The organism is Gymnodinialimonas sp. JB5-7, assembly GCF_055693405.1.
Map to the genome: position 1 here is coordinate 2,080,319 of NZ_JBVFUX010000012.1, position 14,464 is coordinate 2,094,782.

Annotated in this window: 20 protein-coding genes and 1 pseudogene; 9 read left to right on the forward strand and 12 right to left on the reverse strand. The window is 62.5% G+C overall.

Features of this window, described 5'->3' with window-relative positions; all coding sequences use genetic code 11:
• Positions 1–225 precede the first annotated feature (225 nt).
• Positions 226–2,025: a translation elongation factor 4 gene (gene lepA, locus ACZ1HK_RS19150; RefSeq protein ID WP_472630031.1), complete on the reverse strand. Its 1,800-nt coding sequence runs from the start codon at positions 2,023–2,025 to the stop codon at positions 226–228.
• A gap of 86 nt (positions 2,026–2,111) precedes the next feature.
• Complete coding sequence (locus tag ACZ1HK_RS19155) at positions 2,112–3,014, reverse strand: LysR family transcriptional regulator (RefSeq protein WP_472630032.1); 903 nt, start codon at positions 3,012–3,014, stop codon at positions 2,112–2,114.
• Positions 3,015–3,115: 101 nt separating this feature from the next.
• On the opposite strand from ACZ1HK_RS19155, the gene ACZ1HK_RS19160 reads away from it, so the two are divergent.
• The 3 genes from ACZ1HK_RS19160 (at position 3,116) to ACZ1HK_RS19170 (ending at position 4,644) form a co-directional block, all read left to right on the forward strand.
• A complete protein-coding gene (locus tag ACZ1HK_RS19160; RefSeq protein ID WP_472630033.1) occupies positions 3,116–3,547 on the forward strand; it encodes a DUF6326 family protein in 432 nt (143 codons plus the stop codon).
• The gene (locus ACZ1HK_RS19165; protein WP_472630034.1) at positions 3,540–4,313 is read left to right on the forward strand and encodes a class I SAM-dependent methyltransferase; all 774 of its coding nucleotides are present in this window, start codon (positions 3,540–3,542) and stop codon (positions 4,311–4,313) included. The genes ACZ1HK_RS19160 and ACZ1HK_RS19165 overlap by 8 nt, the downstream gene beginning before the upstream one ends.
• Positions 4,314–4,428: 115 nt before the next feature.
• Positions 4,429–4,644 (forward strand): hypothetical protein, encoded by a 216-nt coding sequence (locus ACZ1HK_RS19170; protein ID WP_472630035.1) that lies wholly within the window; start codon positions 4,429–4,431, stop codon positions 4,642–4,644.
• A gap of 32 nt (positions 4,645–4,676) precedes the next feature.
• Here the strand turns inward: ACZ1HK_RS19170 and ACZ1HK_RS19175 are convergent, their stop codons facing one another.
• Genes ACZ1HK_RS19175 through ACZ1HK_RS19185 form a run of 3 tightly spaced genes read right to left on the reverse strand, consistent with a single transcriptional unit; the run spans position 4,677 to position 6,855 of the window.
• Positions 4,677–5,621, reverse strand: a complete 945-nt coding sequence (locus tag ACZ1HK_RS19175) for a phosphatidate cytidylyltransferase (RefSeq protein ID WP_472630036.1) — start codon at positions 5,619–5,621, stop codon at positions 4,677–4,679.
• The gene (locus ACZ1HK_RS19180) at positions 5,618–6,310 is read right to left on the reverse strand and encodes a lysophospholipid acyltransferase family protein (protein ID WP_472630037.1); all 693 of its coding nucleotides are present in this window, start codon (positions 6,308–6,310) and stop codon (positions 5,618–5,620) included. The genes ACZ1HK_RS19175 and ACZ1HK_RS19180 overlap by 4 nt, the downstream gene beginning before the upstream one ends.
• A gap of 41 nt (positions 6,311–6,351) precedes the next feature.
• Positions 6,352–6,855: a hypothetical protein gene (locus ACZ1HK_RS19185; RefSeq protein WP_472630038.1), complete on the reverse strand. Its 504-nt coding sequence runs from the start codon at positions 6,853–6,855 to the stop codon at positions 6,352–6,354.
• Positions 6,856–6,983: 128 nt separating this feature from the next.
• Here ACZ1HK_RS19185 and ACZ1HK_RS19190 point away from each other — a divergent pair, with 128 nt between their 5' ends.
• Positions 6,984–7,295, forward strand: a complete 312-nt coding sequence (locus tag ACZ1HK_RS19190; RefSeq protein WP_472630039.1) for a hypothetical protein — start codon at positions 6,984–6,986, stop codon at positions 7,293–7,295.
• Between the two features lie 35 nt (positions 7,296–7,330).
• Here the strand turns inward: ACZ1HK_RS19190 and ACZ1HK_RS19195 are convergent, their stop codons facing one another.
• A complete protein-coding gene (locus ACZ1HK_RS19195) occupies positions 7,331–7,756 on the reverse strand; it encodes a low molecular weight protein-tyrosine-phosphatase (RefSeq protein ID WP_472630040.1) in 426 nt (141 codons plus the stop codon).
• Between the two features lie 38 nt (positions 7,757–7,794).
• Between ACZ1HK_RS19195 and ACZ1HK_RS19200 the strand changes: the two genes are divergently transcribed.
• Positions 7,795–8,379 (forward strand): hypothetical protein, encoded by a 585-nt coding sequence (locus tag ACZ1HK_RS19200; RefSeq protein WP_472630041.1) that lies wholly within the window; start codon positions 7,795–7,797, stop codon positions 8,377–8,379.
• Complete coding sequence (locus ACZ1HK_RS19205) at positions 8,369–9,076, forward strand: NAD-dependent deacylase (RefSeq protein WP_472630042.1); 708 nt, start codon at positions 8,369–8,371, stop codon at positions 9,074–9,076. The genes ACZ1HK_RS19200 and ACZ1HK_RS19205 overlap by 11 nt, the downstream gene beginning before the upstream one ends.
• On the opposite strand, the gene ubiG is transcribed toward ACZ1HK_RS19205, so the two are convergent.
• The 6 genes from ubiG to rpmB form a co-directional block, all read right to left on the reverse strand.
• Positions 9,055–9,765 (reverse strand): bifunctional 2-polyprenyl-6-hydroxyphenol methylase/3-demethylubiquinol 3-O-methyltransferase UbiG, encoded by a 711-nt coding sequence (gene ubiG / locus ACZ1HK_RS19210; protein ID WP_472630043.1) that lies wholly within the window; start codon positions 9,763–9,765, stop codon positions 9,055–9,057. The genes ACZ1HK_RS19205 and ubiG overlap by 22 nt on opposite strands.
• Positions 9,743–10,576 carry a methyltransferase family protein gene (locus ACZ1HK_RS19215; RefSeq protein ID WP_472630044.1) on the reverse strand — a complete coding sequence of 278 codons (834 nt, stop codon included), beginning with the start codon at positions 10,574–10,576 and terminating at the stop codon, positions 9,743–9,745. Before ACZ1HK_RS19215 ends, ubiG begins: the two co-directional genes overlap by 23 nt.
• Before the next feature lie 78 nt (positions 10,577–10,654).
• On the reverse strand, positions 10,655–11,155 hold the full coding sequence (locus ACZ1HK_RS19220) for a copper chaperone PCu(A)C (RefSeq protein ID WP_472630045.1): 501 nt from the start codon (positions 11,153–11,155) through the stop codon (positions 10,655–10,657).
• Positions 11,156–11,196: 41 nt separating this feature from the next.
• A complete protein-coding gene (locus ACZ1HK_RS19225) occupies positions 11,197–11,550 on the reverse strand; it encodes a hypothetical protein (protein ID WP_472630046.1) in 354 nt (117 codons plus the stop codon).
• Between the two features lie 58 nt (positions 11,551–11,608).
• The gene (locus ACZ1HK_RS19230; RefSeq protein ID WP_472630047.1) at positions 11,609–12,049 is read right to left on the reverse strand and encodes a carboxymuconolactone decarboxylase family protein; all 441 of its coding nucleotides are present in this window, start codon (positions 12,047–12,049) and stop codon (positions 11,609–11,611) included.
• A 93-nt stretch (positions 12,050–12,142) separates the two neighbouring features.
• Positions 12,143–12,433 (reverse strand): 50S ribosomal protein L28, encoded by a 291-nt coding sequence (gene rpmB, locus ACZ1HK_RS19235; protein WP_472630048.1) that lies wholly within the window; start codon positions 12,431–12,433, stop codon positions 12,143–12,145.
• 193 nt (positions 12,434–12,626) lie between these two features.
• Here rpmB and ACZ1HK_RS19240 point away from each other — a divergent pair.
• From ACZ1HK_RS19240 to nrdR, 3 genes and pseudogenes are all read left to right on the forward strand, one after another.
• Positions 12,627–13,263, forward strand: a pseudogene (locus tag ACZ1HK_RS19240) (DUF2161 family putative PD-(D/E)XK-type phosphodiesterase).
• A 147-nt stretch (positions 13,264–13,410) separates the two neighbouring features.
• Positions 13,411–13,827: a secondary thiamine-phosphate synthase enzyme YjbQ gene (locus ACZ1HK_RS19245; RefSeq protein ID WP_472630049.1), complete on the forward strand. Its 417-nt coding sequence runs from the start codon at positions 13,411–13,413 to the stop codon at positions 13,825–13,827.
• A 166-nt stretch (positions 13,828–13,993) separates the two neighbouring features.
• Positions 13,994–14,464 (forward strand): transcriptional regulator NrdR, encoded by a 471-nt coding sequence (gene nrdR / locus ACZ1HK_RS19250; RefSeq protein ID WP_472630050.1) that lies wholly within the window; start codon positions 13,994–13,996, stop codon positions 14,462–14,464.

Below are 14,464 nucleotides of genomic sequence, written 5' to 3' on the forward strand. Positions count from 1 at the left end.
TACATTTCGAGTATTCGTCTCCATAGTTCTTTATCGCTCAGGGAAAAACAGAAGACGACCAGGCTAATACCTCAATAAAGGGAGTGGCTTCGATAGATCCCTTCTCATAGTTAGATGCAATGAGGCCACAATTAGAAACAATTTTGTTGATCGAGAAATCGAGAGGTATGTCTTGGTTGGGATAAATCCTTTCCAGAAGTCGTTGAATCTCAAAAAGGTTCATACTTATCCATCCATCTTCAGCGCAGAAATAAACGCAGACTGCGGAATTTCCACTTTCCCAAACTGGCGCATCTTCTTCTTACCGGCCTTCTGCTTATCCAGCAACTTCCGCTTCCGCGTGGCGTCGCCCCCGTAGCACTTCGCGGTCACGTCCTTGCGCATGGCGGAGAGGGTTTCCCGGGCGATCACACGCCCGCCAATCGCCGCCTGGATCGGGATTTTGAACATGTGGCGAGGGATGAGCTCTTTGAGTTTTTCGCACATGGCGCGGCCGCGGCCTTCGGCGCGGTCTCGGTGGACCATCATGGACAGGGCGTCGACGGGTTCGTCGTTCACGAGGATCGACATTTTCACAAGGAAATCCTCGCGGTAACCGATCATCTGGTAGTCGAAGGATGCGTAGCCTTTGGTGACGGATTTCAGGCGGTCGTAGAAGTCGAAGACGACTTCGTTGAGGGGCAGGTCGTAGACGACCATGGCGCGGGAGCCGGCATAGGTGAGGTCGAGTTGGATGCCGCGGCGGTCCTGGCAGAGTTTGAGGACGTCGCCGAGGTATTCGTCGGGGACGAGGATGGTGGCCTTGATGCGCGGTTCTTCGATGCGGTCGACATGGGTCATGTCGGGCATGTCGGCGGGGTTGTGAAGCTCCATCATGGAGCCGTCGCGCATGTGGACGTGGTAGATGACGGAGGGCGCGGTGGTGATGAGGTCGATGTCGTATTCGCGTTCCAGCCGGTCGCGGATCACTTCGAGGTGGAGAAGGCCGAGGAAGCCACAGCGGAAGCCGAAGCCGAGGGCGGCGGAGGTCTCCATCTCGGAGGTGAAGGAGGCGTCGTTGAGGGCGAGTTTTTCGATCGCGTCGCGCATGTCTTCGAAGTCGTTGGCATCGACGGGGAAGAGGCCGCAGAAGACCACGGGTTGGGAGGGTTTGAAGCCGGGGAGCGGGGTCTCGGTGGGGCGCTTTTCGTGGGTGATCGTGTCGCCGACGCGGGTGTCGCGGACCTGTTTGATCGACGCGGTGAGGAAGCCCATCTCGCCGGGGCCGAGTTCTGCGATGTCCTGCATCTGGGGGCGGAAGACACCGAGGCGGTCGATGCCGTAGCGGCCGCCGGTGGCCATCATGGCGATCTTGTCGCCTTTGCGGATCTTGCCGTCGATCACGCGGATCAGGACGACGACGCCGAGATAGGGGTCATAATAGCTGTCGACGAGCATGGCTTTGAGGGGCGCGTCGGGGTCACCTTTGGGGGCGGGGAGGCGGGTGACGATGGCCTCGAGCACATCCGGGATGCCGACGCCGGTTTTGGCAGAGATTTCGACGGCGTCATGGGCCTCGATGCCGATGACATCCTCGATCTGTTCGCGGACGCGGTCGGGCTCGGCGGCGGGGAGGTCGACCTTGTTGAGGACCGGCACGATGTCGTGGTCGGCGTCGATGGCCTGATAGACATTGGCGAGGGTCTGAGCCTCGACGCCTTGGGAGGCATCGACCACCAGAAGCGAGCCTTCAACGGCCTGCATGCTCCGCGAGACCTCATAGGCGAAATCGACGTGGCCGGGGGTGTCGATGAGGTTGAGAATGTAGGTGTGGCCGTCCTTGGCGGGGTATTCGATGCGGACGGTGTTGGCCTTGATGGTAATCCCGCGTTCCCGCTCGATATCCATGGAGTCCAGTAGCTGCTCCTGCATGTCACGCTCGGCCACGGTGCCGGTCAGCTGGATCAGCCGGTCAGCGAGAGTGGATTTCCCGTGGTCGATATGGGCCACGATGGAGAAATTGCGGATGCGGTTGAGGTCGGTCATGCGGGCGGCCTTGGGTGAGCGTTTCCACGGGGATGTAGCGTGTGGAGGGGGCGAGGGAAGGGGCGTGACGCCATGTGCCGCCGCCGCTAACGCGCAGTCCCGCTTGCCACAATATCAGCGCCCCGAAACGCGGTCTTGAGATGATCGAAGGTAACGCGAATTCGGCGGCTTGTATGGATTTCGCGGTGGGTCACGAGCCACGTGGGCATGCGGAACGAAGGAACCTCTGGGAAGACCTGTTGGAGGTCGTCGTGCAATGCTGTCACTGAGGTTGGCAGCAACGTAATCCCGGCGCCTGCCCGCGCGAGTTCCAGCAAAGCGGGGCCGCAGGTCGTTGTGGTGGTTATGCGGTCCTCTTCTATGGCGACGCCCATGGCATTTAGCTGGGGCAGAAGGTTGGCCGCTTCCCCGTAGGCGATGAACTGCGCGCCCTTTGCGGACTGGAGGGTGAGTGGACCGTCAAATCCGCTGATGTAGGATTCAGCCGCAAAGAACCCGATTTCGAGGTCGGAAATCCGTTTTGCGATAAGGTCGGGCTGTGTGGGCTCGACGTGGCGGATCGAGATATCGGCGTCCCGTTTGAGAAGATCGGCGACTTCTGCTCCGGGGCGAAGGTCGATGCGGATGCCCGGGTGCGCGCGCTGAAGCTCGACGATTATGCGTGGCAGCACATAGGTGGCGAGCGCGTCACTACAGGTCAGGCGAACAATCCCGCTGGTCGATTGGCTTTGCCCCATCGCCACGCGAGATATCTGACTGGCGGCGTTGCCCATGGCGCGGACGTGGTCGAGCAACTCATGGCCCGCCTCGGTCAGGAACAGGGATCGTGTGGTGCGCTCAAAAAGGGTGAGGTCGAGTGCCTCTTCCAGCGCCGCGATCTGACGGCTTAGGGTAGGCTGGGATTGCCGCAATGCCCGCGCTGCGCCGGACAACGAGCCGCTTTCGGCGGTCGCCAGAAAGGCCCGAATATGGTTCCAGTCGAATGACACGCCATCCCAATTCATACGTGGATGTATAACTGATCTAGCTATTTCATCAATTTATTTGAGGGGTGATTTGCGCGACACGCCGTCGGGAAAGGAGTTTCCCGATGTTTCTGTCCCCCTCACACGATCAATACCGCCGCGCGGTGCCAGCCCTTTGGCTGTTCGCCGTTCTCAACACCATTTTCCGTGATCTGCATGAAATGGCCGAGGCCTCGACCATTGAAGGCATCCTCTCTGGTCAGATGAACGGCGCGCCAGTCACGGACATGGCCCTGCTGGCCGGTGGGTTCGGCATCACCTTGATGTTGTCGTCGATGCTAATGTCGGGGCTTGCCACGCCTCGCGTAACGCGTTGGTTGAACCTTGCCGTCGTTGTGCTGGCCGGTTTTGGCATGACATTTGCGCCGCCCAATGACCCTGACGATTATTGGTTCACCGTCGTTGTCGCGCTGAGCTTTGCGGCGATTTTCATCTTGTCGCTGCGCGTCAGGCGTGAGGATACAGTGACCGCCGGAATGGCCTTGTCCCGTGGGTGATGGCGTTTCGGGCGCGAGCAATCCGGTGAGCATCGCGATTTGCGGTGCGTCCCTGGGATCATGGCGTATCGATGTCTCGCGACGCATGGCGGATCGTGCGACCCTTGCGCGGACTTATGATCGTCAGTCGACCCGCTGGCCGCGCGTGCTGCGCCGGTTCGGATTTCCGGCGGCGTATCGCACTTTGGCGGGCCGCGTGCTGGCGAAGGTCGGGCCGCGTGTCGGAGAAGGGCACTTACAGGTTCTGGATGCGGGCATCGGCACAGGTGCCATGGCGGAGGCGGTGGCCGATGCATGGGCCGGGCCCGTCGCGGTGAACGGTGTGGATGTGTCCAACGCCATGTTGGTCGCCGCCCGGAAACGATTGTCGGGGCGTGTGGAACGGCTGGATCTGCAGGTCGCGGACCTGACGGGGCTTCCCGAAAGCGATGGGCAGTTTGATATGGTCCTTGCAGCCCATGTGCTGGAGCATACAGCAGACCCTGACATCGCCTTGGCGGAGGCCTACAGGGTGCTGCGGCCCGGCGGGTATCTGGTGGCTGCTGTTACCAAGCAATCGCTCGCCGGGGCTGCTATCGGCCTGATGTGGCGTGTCCGTAATGCTGGGCCGGAACAGGTTGCCAGCTGGATTAAGCGCGCGGGATTTGATGCGCCGGAAGTGGTCGACTTCGCAGGCAACGGTTTGGCGTCGTGGATGAGCATTGGCTATGTCGCGCGCAAACCGTTTGTGGATCAGCGTGGGGTTCGGTTGGCGTTGAATCGTTAGGAACATTGGTTCGCATGCGGTGCGGCGGTGGCTTGGGTTCATTGGGTCGTGGAATTCCCACCGCATCGCGCCGCACCCGTGCTACGCTCCCTCCCAACCCCAAGGAGCGCGCCCCATGCCCAACGCCATCCCTCTGCGTATCGACGACATCTATGTGCCCGCCAAGCGGAAGAAGACGTTGGAGGCGGAGAAGGTGGACGCTCTGGCCAATGACATTCTCGAAAACGGGCAGACCACGCCGATCCGGGTGCGGGAGGGGAAGGGCGATATGTGCTCTTGGAGGGGTATCACCGGCTGGAGGCTCTGCGTGCGCTGGGCGAGGAGCGGGTGACGGTGTTCGTGACGCAGGCGCGGTTGCACTGACTACGCGTAGACCAACTGCGTGACGTGGTAGAAGATCGGCGCGGCGAAGATGACGCTGTCGAGTTGGTCGAGCAACCCGCCCTGGCCGGGGATCAGGTGGGACCAGTCTTTCACGCCCTTGTCGCGTTTGATCGCGGCGAAGACGAGGCTTCCGAACATGCCGGTGAGCGAGGCCAGCGCGGCCATAGCTGCGGCGCCCACGAGGCCGAAGGGGGTGACCCAGCTGAGGATCGCGCCGATCACGGCGGCGGCGAGGACGCCTGCGATCATTCCTTCGACGGTCTTGGGGGAGATTTTGGGGGCGATCTTGCGGCGGCCGAAGCGGCGGCCGGCGTAGTATTCGAACACGTCGCCCAATTGCACGACCATGGCGAAGAAGACGATCAGCAGGATCGAGCGGTCGGAGCCGTCGGGCATGTCGTAGGTCAGGAGTGCGGGGACGTGAGAGATGCAGAAGACGCAGATCATCAGGCCCCACTGCGTCTCGGCCACGCGGCCCATGAAGTTGGTGGCGTCGCCGCGCAGGGCGCTGACGATGGGCAGGAGCAGGAAGGCGTAGACGGGGATGAAGACGGTGAAAAGGGCGGTCCAGTCGAGGCCCACGAAGAGGTATTGGAGGGGCAGGATCACGAAGCAGGCGAGAGCCAGCGACAGGTGATCGGCGCGGCGTTTGCGGGCGAAGGTAAGGAATTCGCGCAAGGCGGCGAAGGAGGCGAAGGCGAAGAGCAGGAGGATGCCGATGCGGCCTGCGAGGACGGCGAGGGTCAGCAGGATGGCGAGGCCCCACCAGGTGTGGACGCGCATGTTGAAGGCCTCGACCACGGGGTCGGTCTGGCCGGAGGGTTGGCGCAGGCGCAAGGCTTCGCCGATGATCGTGAACGCGATCAGGATACCTGTCACGGCGAGGCCGAGGATGGCGACGTCTGTAGTGGTCTCGGGCGTCATGGGGTGGGCTCCGCGGCCCGCTCAGGCGTGACGAGTTCGTCTCTGTTTTCTGGCGCGAGGGCGACCAGCGCATCGGCGGCGCGTTTGAGGAAGGCGTCTTTGCTTTCGCCTTCTTCTACATGAATGGGCGCGCCGAAGGTGACGGTGCAGATCAGCGGCAGGGGGATAATCTCGCCCTTGGGCATGATCTCGTTGAGGTTGGCGACCCAGGTGGGCACCAGATCGACATGGGGGCGGGCGCGGCCCATGTTGTAGAGGCCCGATTTGAAGGGCAGGAGGGGATCGTCGGTCATATTGCGATTGCCCTCGGGGAAGATGATCAGCGAGGAGCCTTCGTCGAGCGCTTCGATGATTTTGTCGAGCGGCTTGTCGTCGACCTCGGGCCTCCGGTCGATGAGGACGCAGTTGAAGACTTCCGGCCCCACAAATGCGCGGAGCTTGTTTTTGAGCCAGTAATCGGCGGCGGCGACGGGGCGGGTCTGGCGGCGCATATGACCGGGCAGGACCGTCCAGATCATTGGCATGTCGCCGTTGGAGACATGGTTGGCGTAATAGACGCGTTGCTTGGCCACAGGCTCGATCCCGCGCCAATCGGCGCGGACGGCGGTGATGAAGCGGGCCACAAATGCCAGCGCATGGCCCACCGCGCGGGCCGCGATGCGGCGGGGAAGTGACGCAAGGTCAGTCATTTAGCTGTTGTGGCAGAGGTTTCGGATGAAAGGAAGGGCGATCAGGCGCGGGGTAAAGGCAGGGCAGGCGCGGTGAGCGCGCCATAGGTGGCCCCGCCGAGACCGCCGCAAAGGCTTGCGAAAGCAAGGCCTGCCCAGAGTGGCCATGCGCCAGCGCCTTCGACGGGCAACAGGCATTGCCGGGTCACGATTTGCGCGCCGGCCGCGATGGATATCAGAAGCAAGCTCCACCCCACGATGCTGAGCGGGATGCCAAACAGATTGCCACCGTCGGACGATGGGCCGTCTGACGGGAGGAGTTCAGGCAGCACGAAACCAAGCACAATGCCGAGCGCGGTAGCGAGGCCCCAGAGGCCACCTGACGCCCCAAGCGCGCGCAAGGCGCGGGCCTGAGTGGTCGCGGTGATCGCAGCCATGGCGATCAGATAGAGCACCATTGCCTCCACTGGCGTGGCCCAACCATAGAATATGGCAATGCTGGCCAATCCAAAGAGAAGCCCAACACCGGCATGGCTGATCGCTGACGTCACAATCCAAGCGCGCATGGTGGCAACGCTATCAGCCGCATTTCCATGCGCAAATCCGTGATTTGATTGGATGGACCGTTTCTGGCATAGAAAGCGGCAGAGCAGTGACGGGCAAAAGACCCGCAGATTTCGGTAACGAGGCACAAATGAAATTTTCAAATATGTGGGCCAAATCGCTGGCCCTGGCCGTATTCATGGCCGTTCCCACATCCGTTTCGGCAAACCCCATCGAACGGGCGTGCAATGCGTCAGACCGCGATGCGTCGCGGTCGCTATGTTCGTGCATCGGGGACGTCGCGGGGGATCTGCTGACCCGCGCGCAAATGCGCGAAGGGGCGCGGTGGTTTGATGATCCGCAACGGGCACAAGACACCCGCCAATCCGATCGCGCCAGCGATGAAGAGATGTGGCAGGCCTGGAGGACCTTCTCGACCGCAGCCCAACAACGCTGCGGGTAAGGTCGTACGCGGACAACTGGAGTTTTCCGATCTGTTTAGCTAAGACGCTTCGCCCAGGCTTGGGCGGCTTCCTCGATCAAATCCAGTGCACCGTCGAAATCGCCGGTATAGTACGGGTCGGGCACGGCCCCGCCGCCCACGGGCTCGCGAAACAAGGCGATATTGTCTGCGTCAGGCGCCAGTTCGCGCAGGTCCTTCAGGTTTTCGGCATCCATGGCGAGCACAAGATCGAACGCCGCGAAATCGGCAGGCGTGACCTGGCGCGCGCGTAAGGGCGTCAGATCATAGCCGCGCGCCTCGGCGGCTTCGATCGCGGGCGTATAGGGTGGTTTGCCAATGTGCCAGTTTCCGGTGCCTGCACTGTCAATCCGCGCCTCGGGCAAGTGGGCGCGCAGCACGGCTTCTGCGGTGGGTGATCGGCAGATATTGCCGAGACAGACGACGAGGATAGAGTGGGGCATGACAATAAGGTCTGACGATTACGTGGAAAGGGCAAGGGATGTTGCGATTGTTGAGGGGCGTTTCATTTGCGTTTGCCTGGGCTGTGGCGGCGATGCCTGCAGGCGGACAAGAAGCGCCTTGGTATGCTTTGGGTGAGCATTTGCTAATCGACATCCCGGAGGGGGCCATTTTCCTGAGCGGTCAGGATTACGACGGCAGCTATGTCGAGGATTACGTTCTGGAGGAGAACGGTCAGGGGGTCGCGTTAACGGGGCTTCGGATCTTTCGGACGCGTGAGGATCACCCGTTCAGTGCGGTGAGTGCACTGGAGGCCGCGCAGACGGTACTTGGCGGGATCGAGGCGGCCTGCCCTGCGCTCGTGACCAATGACCGTGCCCTGCTTCGCGTCGATGACAGGCCGGGATTGTCCTATGACGTGACCTGCCCTTCCGATGCAGCACAGGGGCGCCGGGCGGAGCATACGATCCTGACAGCCGTGGCGGGACCCGAGCGCATGCATGTTTTCCTGCTGCAAGCGAGCGACGAAAGCAGTGCAGAGGCGCTGGCCGCTCATGCAGCGCGCATCGAGGGGGCGCAATTCTGCCGCCTGCACTCGGCCGACGACCCATGCCATGCCGATTAAGCCGGATCGCATCGTTGTCCTGACGGGTGCGGGGGTCTCGGCCGAGTCGGGGCTTGGCACGTTTCGTGACAAAGACGGGCTTTGGACGAAATATGATCTGGCGGAGGTCGCCACGCCCGAGGGCTTTGCGGCCGATCCTGCCAAGGTGCACGATTTCTACAATGCGCGGCGGGCCAATGCGCTGGAGGCGGAGGTGAATGCCGCCCATAGCGCGCTTGCGCGGCTGGAGGCCGCCGGTGCGCTGATCGTGACGCAGAACGTTGATGACCTGCATGAGCGTGCGGGCGCCACGGGCGTGATCCACATGCATGGAGAGTTGATGCGGGCGCTATGTGCCGGGTGCGGCGCGACCTGGGACGCACCGCGCGTGATGGCGGTGGACGATGCCTGCCCCGCATGCGGCGGCGGGCCTACGCGGCCCGACATCGTCTGGTTCGGTGAAATCCCTTACCACATGGAGCGGATTGTAGATGCGCTGGAGGCTTGTGATCTGTTCGTGGCCATCGGCACCTCGGGCGAGGTCTATCCGGCTGCGGGCTTTGTGGAGGAGGCGCGGCGCGCAGGTGCGGCGACGCTGGAGATCAATCTGGAGGCGACGGGCGGGCGGTTTGACCGCCGTATCCTTGGCCCGGCCTCGGACGTTGTGCCGGCCTGGGTGGACGAGGTTTTGGGTGTTCAACCTGGTTTGTCGGCATAGCCCATGTAGATCACGGTCTTCAGCGGCAGCGGCCCAAAGGTGAAATCGCCGCGCCGGTTGATCCCGCGCGGGCCAAGACCGGTTTGAGGGCCGGGTGCGAGGCCTGCTTTTGTCAGACCATCTGTGAGTTCGGATGGAGTGATGAACATTGCCGGGTCGTGCGTGCCTTTGGGCAGCAGGCGCAGCACATCCTCGGCGACGGTGATCGTGGCGAGCCGTGCGACGGGGTTGCGGTTGATCGTGTCATAGAGGAACCGACCGCCGGGTTTCAGCACGCGGGCGATCTCGGACAGGACCGTTTCCAGGTCCTGCACATGTTCCAGCACGTCGACGCAGACCACGGCATCGAAGCTGGCGGTGGGGTAGGGCAGGCTTTCGCCCACACCGGTGGAATAGCGGATGTCTTTTCCGGTCTGGGCGGCGTGCTGACGAGCGGCCGCGATGGCTTGGGCGGCGGGGTCAATGCCGGTGACCTGTGCGCCCTTGTCGTGCAGCGCTTCGGCCATGAAGCCGCCCGCGCAACCCAGATCGAGCACGCTCTTGCCGTGCCAATCAATGTGGCGGTCAAACCATTTGAGCCGCCCGGGGACGAGGTTTTTGAGCGTGCGCACCCAGCGGATATCGTCGGACCACCACCGGTCCGCGACATCATCGTAGATGTCGAGGTTATTGCGCTGTGTTTGAGGCATTGTCGTTCAGCTTTCGGGGAAGGCGGGGGATCGCGTAGGGGACACGGCTTCTATAGGTTTCGAAATCGGCCCCGTAGCGGGCTTTGAAGCGACGCTCTTTCAGGATCGGGGCGAGCAGGCAGTAGGCCGTCAGCGTGATGGCCAGCGCCAGTTGGTCAGGTGTCCAGACAGGAACGGTCCAGACCGTCAGCGCGAAGGCCACGTAGATCGGCTGCCGGATAAAGCGGAAGGTGCCGGTGGTGGGCATGGGCGGGAAGCGGGGCGCGCGTTTGGCGGCCAGCGACATCCAGCCAAGCGCGCCCGACTGCACCTCGGCCCCTGCATCGAAGCTGGCTTTCATGAGCAAAAGCCAGGCGGCTGCATAGGCCGTACAAATGGCCGCGAAAGCCGCGCCTTCGGCCCGCCACCAGACAATGCCGGAGGGTGTCCAGAGCGCGAAAAGGGCCAGCAACTGGACCGAGGCGATGATGGCGTAGGTCGTCGTCGACAGCGTCTGGCCATGCCCGGCAGGGGCGAGTTTGCTGAAGAGCCTGCCGCCGCGCTTTGACAGCAACACGGAATGCATCAGCGGAAATTGCGCAACAAGCAGGGCATTGGCGAAGATGTGCCATGGGGCTGGAACGCGCCCAAGGCTTTCGGACATGCCGAAGAACATCGCCGCGATCATGGCCAGCACCGCCAAACCGAAAATCGCGTGGCAGGCCACACCATAGGCGTAGGCCAGCGCGATACGGCGACCGCCTGCGGGCGGGCGGAGCGCGCCGGTGATCAGAGAGATCAGACGTTGAATATGGCCGGGATCTTGCGTCATGGGGCGCAAGATAGTGCGCCCCATCACACGCCAAGGGAGGCGGGCGATGCGTCGCAGGCCCGCCCGCCGGGTCCGCGATCAGCCGTCGGAATGGCCGGAATGATCGGCGTCGCCGCCATGCGCGCCGTTGCCACCCGTCAAAGCCTCAACAGCGGCGTTGTCGACGGTGACAGTAATTGTTTCAGGCAGCCAGACATCGAAGAACAAGAGCAACTCGAACGTATCGCCCTGTTCCAGCGGCTGCGACAGACCCAGCAGCATGATATGGTCGCCACCGGGGCGCAGCAGGTGGCCCTCGCCTGAGGGGATGGCGATGCCATCTTCCAGCTCCATCATGCGCATGACGCCTGCATCATCCTGCATTTGGGTGTGGATTTCGATCCGCTCGGCCACGTCGCCTTCGACGCGGAACAAGCGGTCATCCTCATCGGAATGGTTGCGCAACGAGATATAGACGGCGGCGCTTTGCGCCCCGGCATGGGTTACGCGCGCAACGGCATCCTCGATGACCATATGGGCGGAGGCGATGGAGGGCAAAGCCGCAAGGGCGGCGGCCAGAAGGGTCGATTTGAAGGTCATGGTTCGTCTCGTCTTGTCTGTTTGAATTGGAACGGCATGGCTCAGGCCGCGTGCGGGGGCGCGCGGGCGTGGCGATCGGATCTGAAAGACGAAATGAAAGGCTGGGTCGGTGGCACCGTCAAATCAGCCCGTAGCACGGTTGCGACCGGGTCCAGCGGCGGCGCGGTGGGGTCAACGCCCAAGGGCAGATGGCAAACCGAACACTCGACTGAAGATACGGCGCGTCCGTCTGCATCGAGGATCGGCAGGCCAGCCTGGTCGAGCAGGATCTGCGGCGTGCCTGTTCCGCAATAGCCGCCGGTGGCGGCCATGCGCGTCTCTGCCACGACAGCGGCAAGGCTGGTCAGCACTAGGCAAAGCGCCAAAAGGGCGGATGTCGTAAGACGATGCATCATTGAGAACAGACGTACAGGAGCGCCGTTCGGCCGTCATGCGGCAAATTGGGCGGGCGCTTCACGGCTGGGTGAGTTCGGGCACCTCAAACCCGATGGCCAGCCGGTTCCAGGCATTCATCTGGGCGACGATCAGGGTGATATCCACAACCTCCTGTTCCGAGAAATGCACCAGAAGGGCTCTGTACAGAGCGTCGGGCGCCCTATCGGTTTCGATGCGTGTGAGGCTTTCGGCCCAGGCCAGTGCTGCCTGTTCGCGGTCTGTGAACAGCGTCGTGTCGCGCCATGCGGACAGGGCCGAGATGCGGGCCTGTCCTTCGCCTGTGCTGGCGGCCTCCTTGCTGTGCAGGGCGATGCAGTAGCTGCATCCGTTGATCTGCGAGACGCGCAATTCCAGCAAGGCGCGAAAGCCTGGCGAAATGGTGGGCATATGCGCTTTTGCTGCAAGCATTGCTTGGACGGCGGGGCCGTTGATGGTGACGTAATCAAGGCGTTGGGTCATGCGCCCACTGTGCCTGCGAATGCCGGGCCTGAAAAGACAAAGCCCCGCGCGGTGCGATCACCGGCGGGGCTTCGATTTCAAATTGCGGCGGGCTTAGGCCTGAGCGGCTTGGGCCTTCGCAATCTCTTTCTTGATTTTGAGCGCCTTTGGCGAGAGCTCGGCATCCTTGGCTTTTGCCATGAATGCATCGAGGCCACCGCGGTGATCCACCGTGCGCAGCGCAGCGTTGGAAATGCGCAGCTTGAAGCGGCGGTCCAGGATGTCGGAGCCGAGGGTCACATCCGTCAGGTTGGGCAGGAAGCGACGCTTGGTCTTGTTGTTGGCGTGGCTTACGTTGTTGCCCGTCATCGGGCCTTTGCCGGTCAGTTCGCAAACGCGCGACATGGGTTCATCCTCTCGTTCATCAACGGCCTTGGCGGCGGGACGCCTGCCGGGGCCGAAACCAAAGGGCGCGGAGAAGGCTCCACGCCCGAAAATCTGAGCGAGGCATTACGAAGGCGGGCGCGAGGTGTCAACCGGGAATCAGGCGCGTTTGGGGGATTCACGCGCGTGATTTTGGGGCCTAGGCTGCGCCGTGATGAAAGAGAGCGATCTATATCCGCCGGTCAAGGCCTTCCTGGAGGCGCAGGGCTATGAGGTGAAGGGCGAGATCGGGCCTGCGGACGTGATGGGCGTGCGGGGGTCGGATATGGTTGTCGTTGAGTTGAAGACACGGTTTTCATTGGCTTTGTTTCATCAGGGCATAGCTCGGTTGGCGGTGTGCGATTGCGTCTATGTTTGTGTTGCGCGGGGCAAGGGGCGACCCTGGATGAAGGCGGTGAAGGAGAACAAGCGGCTGGCGCGGCGGCTGGGATTGGGGCTGTTGTCTGTGCGGATGGAGACGGGCGCGGTCGAGGTGCATTGCGACCCGGGGCCGTACGCGCCGCGCAAGGTGGCGCGGAAAAAGCGTGCAATGCTGAGTGAGTTTGAGCGGCGCGAGGGTGATCCAGAATCTGGGCGGTTTGGCGGGCGCGCGGGTGACGGCCTATCGGCAGGAGGCCACGCTTTGTGCGGAGTTTCTGGCGCTGGCGGGGGAAGCGCGCGGCGTGGAGGTGGCGAAATCGACCGGGGTGAAGCGGGCCACGACGATCATGCGGGACAATCATTATGGGTGGTTCGAAAAGGTCTCGGTCGGGGTGTATCGCCTGAGTGAGGCCGGTCGTGGCGTGACCTGACGGAACGCCTATGGCGTGTTCGTTTACCTCGCGCCGGTGGCGCTCAGGCGGGTGCGAGGGGTGAGGGTGGAGTTGAGTTCGGGCAATGTGTGTGGGGGGATGTTGGGGTTTTGCATATTTTTGGAACAAAGATGCGGGGGAGCGGGGATGCAGACAGAGTTCGAGATAAGCACCGGAGGCGCGGGGTTGTACGAGTTTACCCGTAATGCGGCGCGCTGGGTGGCGGGATCAGGCGACGGGGTGTTGACGCTGATAGTGCGGCACACGTCTGCGTCGTTGTTGATCCAGGAGAATGCGGATCCGGACGTGCAGGTGGATCTTAAGCGCTTCTTTGAGCGGTTTGTGCCGCGCGGCGATGATCCGAGCATGTCCTGGCTGACCCATGTGGCCGAGGGGCCCGATGACATGCCGGCGCATATCAAGGCCTCTGTCCTGCCGGTGAGCTTGCAGATCCCAGTGGCGGGCGGGCGGATGCGGTTGGGGACTTGGCAGGGGATATACCTGTTCGAGCATCGCGATGCCCCGCATCTGCGGCGCGTTGCTGCGGCTTTTCAGGCGTTTTGAGGGGCCGGGGCGTCTGTGCAACACCTAGATGCTGTGGGGCGCGATTGCCTCTACCCAAGCGACAGGGGCCTCCGTATAGTGCCTGTGGATAAGAGGGCACGAGCCCCAAGGAACGAGGCAGGCGCAAAGGCTCCCCTTCGCGCGACAAGGACAGGAGGGCGCGGCCATGCGCTGCCCATTTTGCGGAAATGTAGATACCCAGGTGAAGGATTCGCGGCCTGCGGAGGATCATGTTGCGATCCGGCGGCGGCGGTTCTGTCCGGCCTGTGCGGGGCGGTTTACGACCTATGAGCGCGTGCAGCTGCGTGACCTGGTGGTGATCAAGACCAACGGAAAGCGCGAGGATTTCGACCGCGACAAGCTGGAGCGTTCGATCCGGATCGCGCTTCAGAAACGACCGGTGGAACCAGAGCGGATTGATCAGATGATCTCGGGCATCGTGCGGCGTCTTGAGAGCATGGGCGAGACGGACATTAACTCCAAGATCATCGGTGAGATCGTGATGGAGCGTCTGGCAGCGATTGACACGGTCGCGTATGTGCGTTTTGCCAGCGTTTACAAGAACTTCCAGGCGACAGGCGATTTCGAGGACTTCCTGTCCGAATTGCGTCCGCCGACCTCGGTTTCCGATAGCTGA

Excerpts from the sequence above, each read along its gene's own strand:
- ACZ1HK_RS19230 (WP_472630047.1), bottom strand. The coding sequence starts at position 12,049 with ATGACCCAACGCCTTGATTACGTCACCATCAACGGCCCCGCCGTCCAA.
- ACZ1HK_RS19170 (WP_472630035.1), top strand. The coding sequence starts at position 4,429 with ATGCCCAACGCCATCCCTCTGCGTATCGACGACATCTATGTGCCCGCC.
- nrdR (WP_472630050.1), top strand. The coding sequence starts at position 13,994 with ATGCGCTGCCCATTTTGCGGAAATGTAGATACCCAGGTGAAGGATTCG.
- ACZ1HK_RS19225 (WP_472630046.1), bottom strand. The coding sequence starts at position 11,550 with ATGATGCATCGTCTTACGACATCCGCCCTTTTGGCGCTTTGCCTAGTG.
- ACZ1HK_RS19190 (WP_472630039.1), top strand. The coding sequence starts at position 6,984 with ATGAAATTTTCAAATATGTGGGCCAAATCGCTGGCCCTGGCCGTATTC.
- lepA (WP_472630031.1), bottom strand. The coding sequence starts at position 2,025 with ATGACCGACCTCAACCGCATCCGCAATTTCTCCATCGTGGCCCATATC.
- ACZ1HK_RS19160 (WP_472630033.1), top strand. The coding sequence starts at position 3,116 with ATGTTTCTGTCCCCCTCACACGATCAATACCGCCGCGCGGTGCCAGCC.
- ACZ1HK_RS19215 (WP_472630044.1), bottom strand. The coding sequence starts at position 10,576 with ATGACGCAAGATCCCGGCCATATTCAACGTCTGATCTCTCTGATCACC.
- rpmB (WP_472630048.1), bottom strand. The coding sequence starts at position 12,433 with ATGTCGCGCGTTTGCGAACTGACCGGCAAAGGCCCGATGACGGGCAAC.
- ACZ1HK_RS19175 (WP_472630036.1), bottom strand. The coding sequence starts at position 5,621 with ATGACGCCCGAGACCACTACAGACGTCGCCATCCTCGGCCTCGCCGTG.
- ACZ1HK_RS19185 (WP_472630038.1), bottom strand. The coding sequence starts at position 6,855 with ATGCGCGCTTGGATTGTGACGTCAGCGATCAGCCATGCCGGTGTTGGG.
- ubiG (WP_472630043.1), bottom strand. The coding sequence starts at position 9,765 with ATGCCTCAAACACAGCGCAATAACCTCGACATCTACGATGATGTCGCG.
- ACZ1HK_RS19220 (WP_472630045.1), bottom strand. The coding sequence starts at position 11,155 with ATGACCTTCAAATCGACCCTTCTGGCCGCCGCCCTTGCGGCTTTGCCC.
- ACZ1HK_RS19245 (WP_472630049.1), top strand. The coding sequence starts at position 13,411 with ATGCAGACAGAGTTCGAGATAAGCACCGGAGGCGCGGGGTTGTACGAG.
- ACZ1HK_RS19205 (WP_472630042.1), top strand. The coding sequence starts at position 8,369 with ATGCCGATTAAGCCGGATCGCATCGTTGTCCTGACGGGTGCGGGGGTC.
- ACZ1HK_RS19180 (WP_472630037.1), bottom strand. The coding sequence starts at position 6,310 with ATGACTGACCTTGCGTCACTTCCCCGCCGCATCGCGGCCCGCGCGGTG.
- ACZ1HK_RS19195 (WP_472630040.1), bottom strand. The coding sequence starts at position 7,756 with ATGCCCCACTCTATCCTCGTCGTCTGTCTCGGCAATATCTGCCGATCA.
- ACZ1HK_RS19200 (WP_472630041.1), top strand. The coding sequence starts at position 7,795 with ATGTTGCGATTGTTGAGGGGCGTTTCATTTGCGTTTGCCTGGGCTGTG.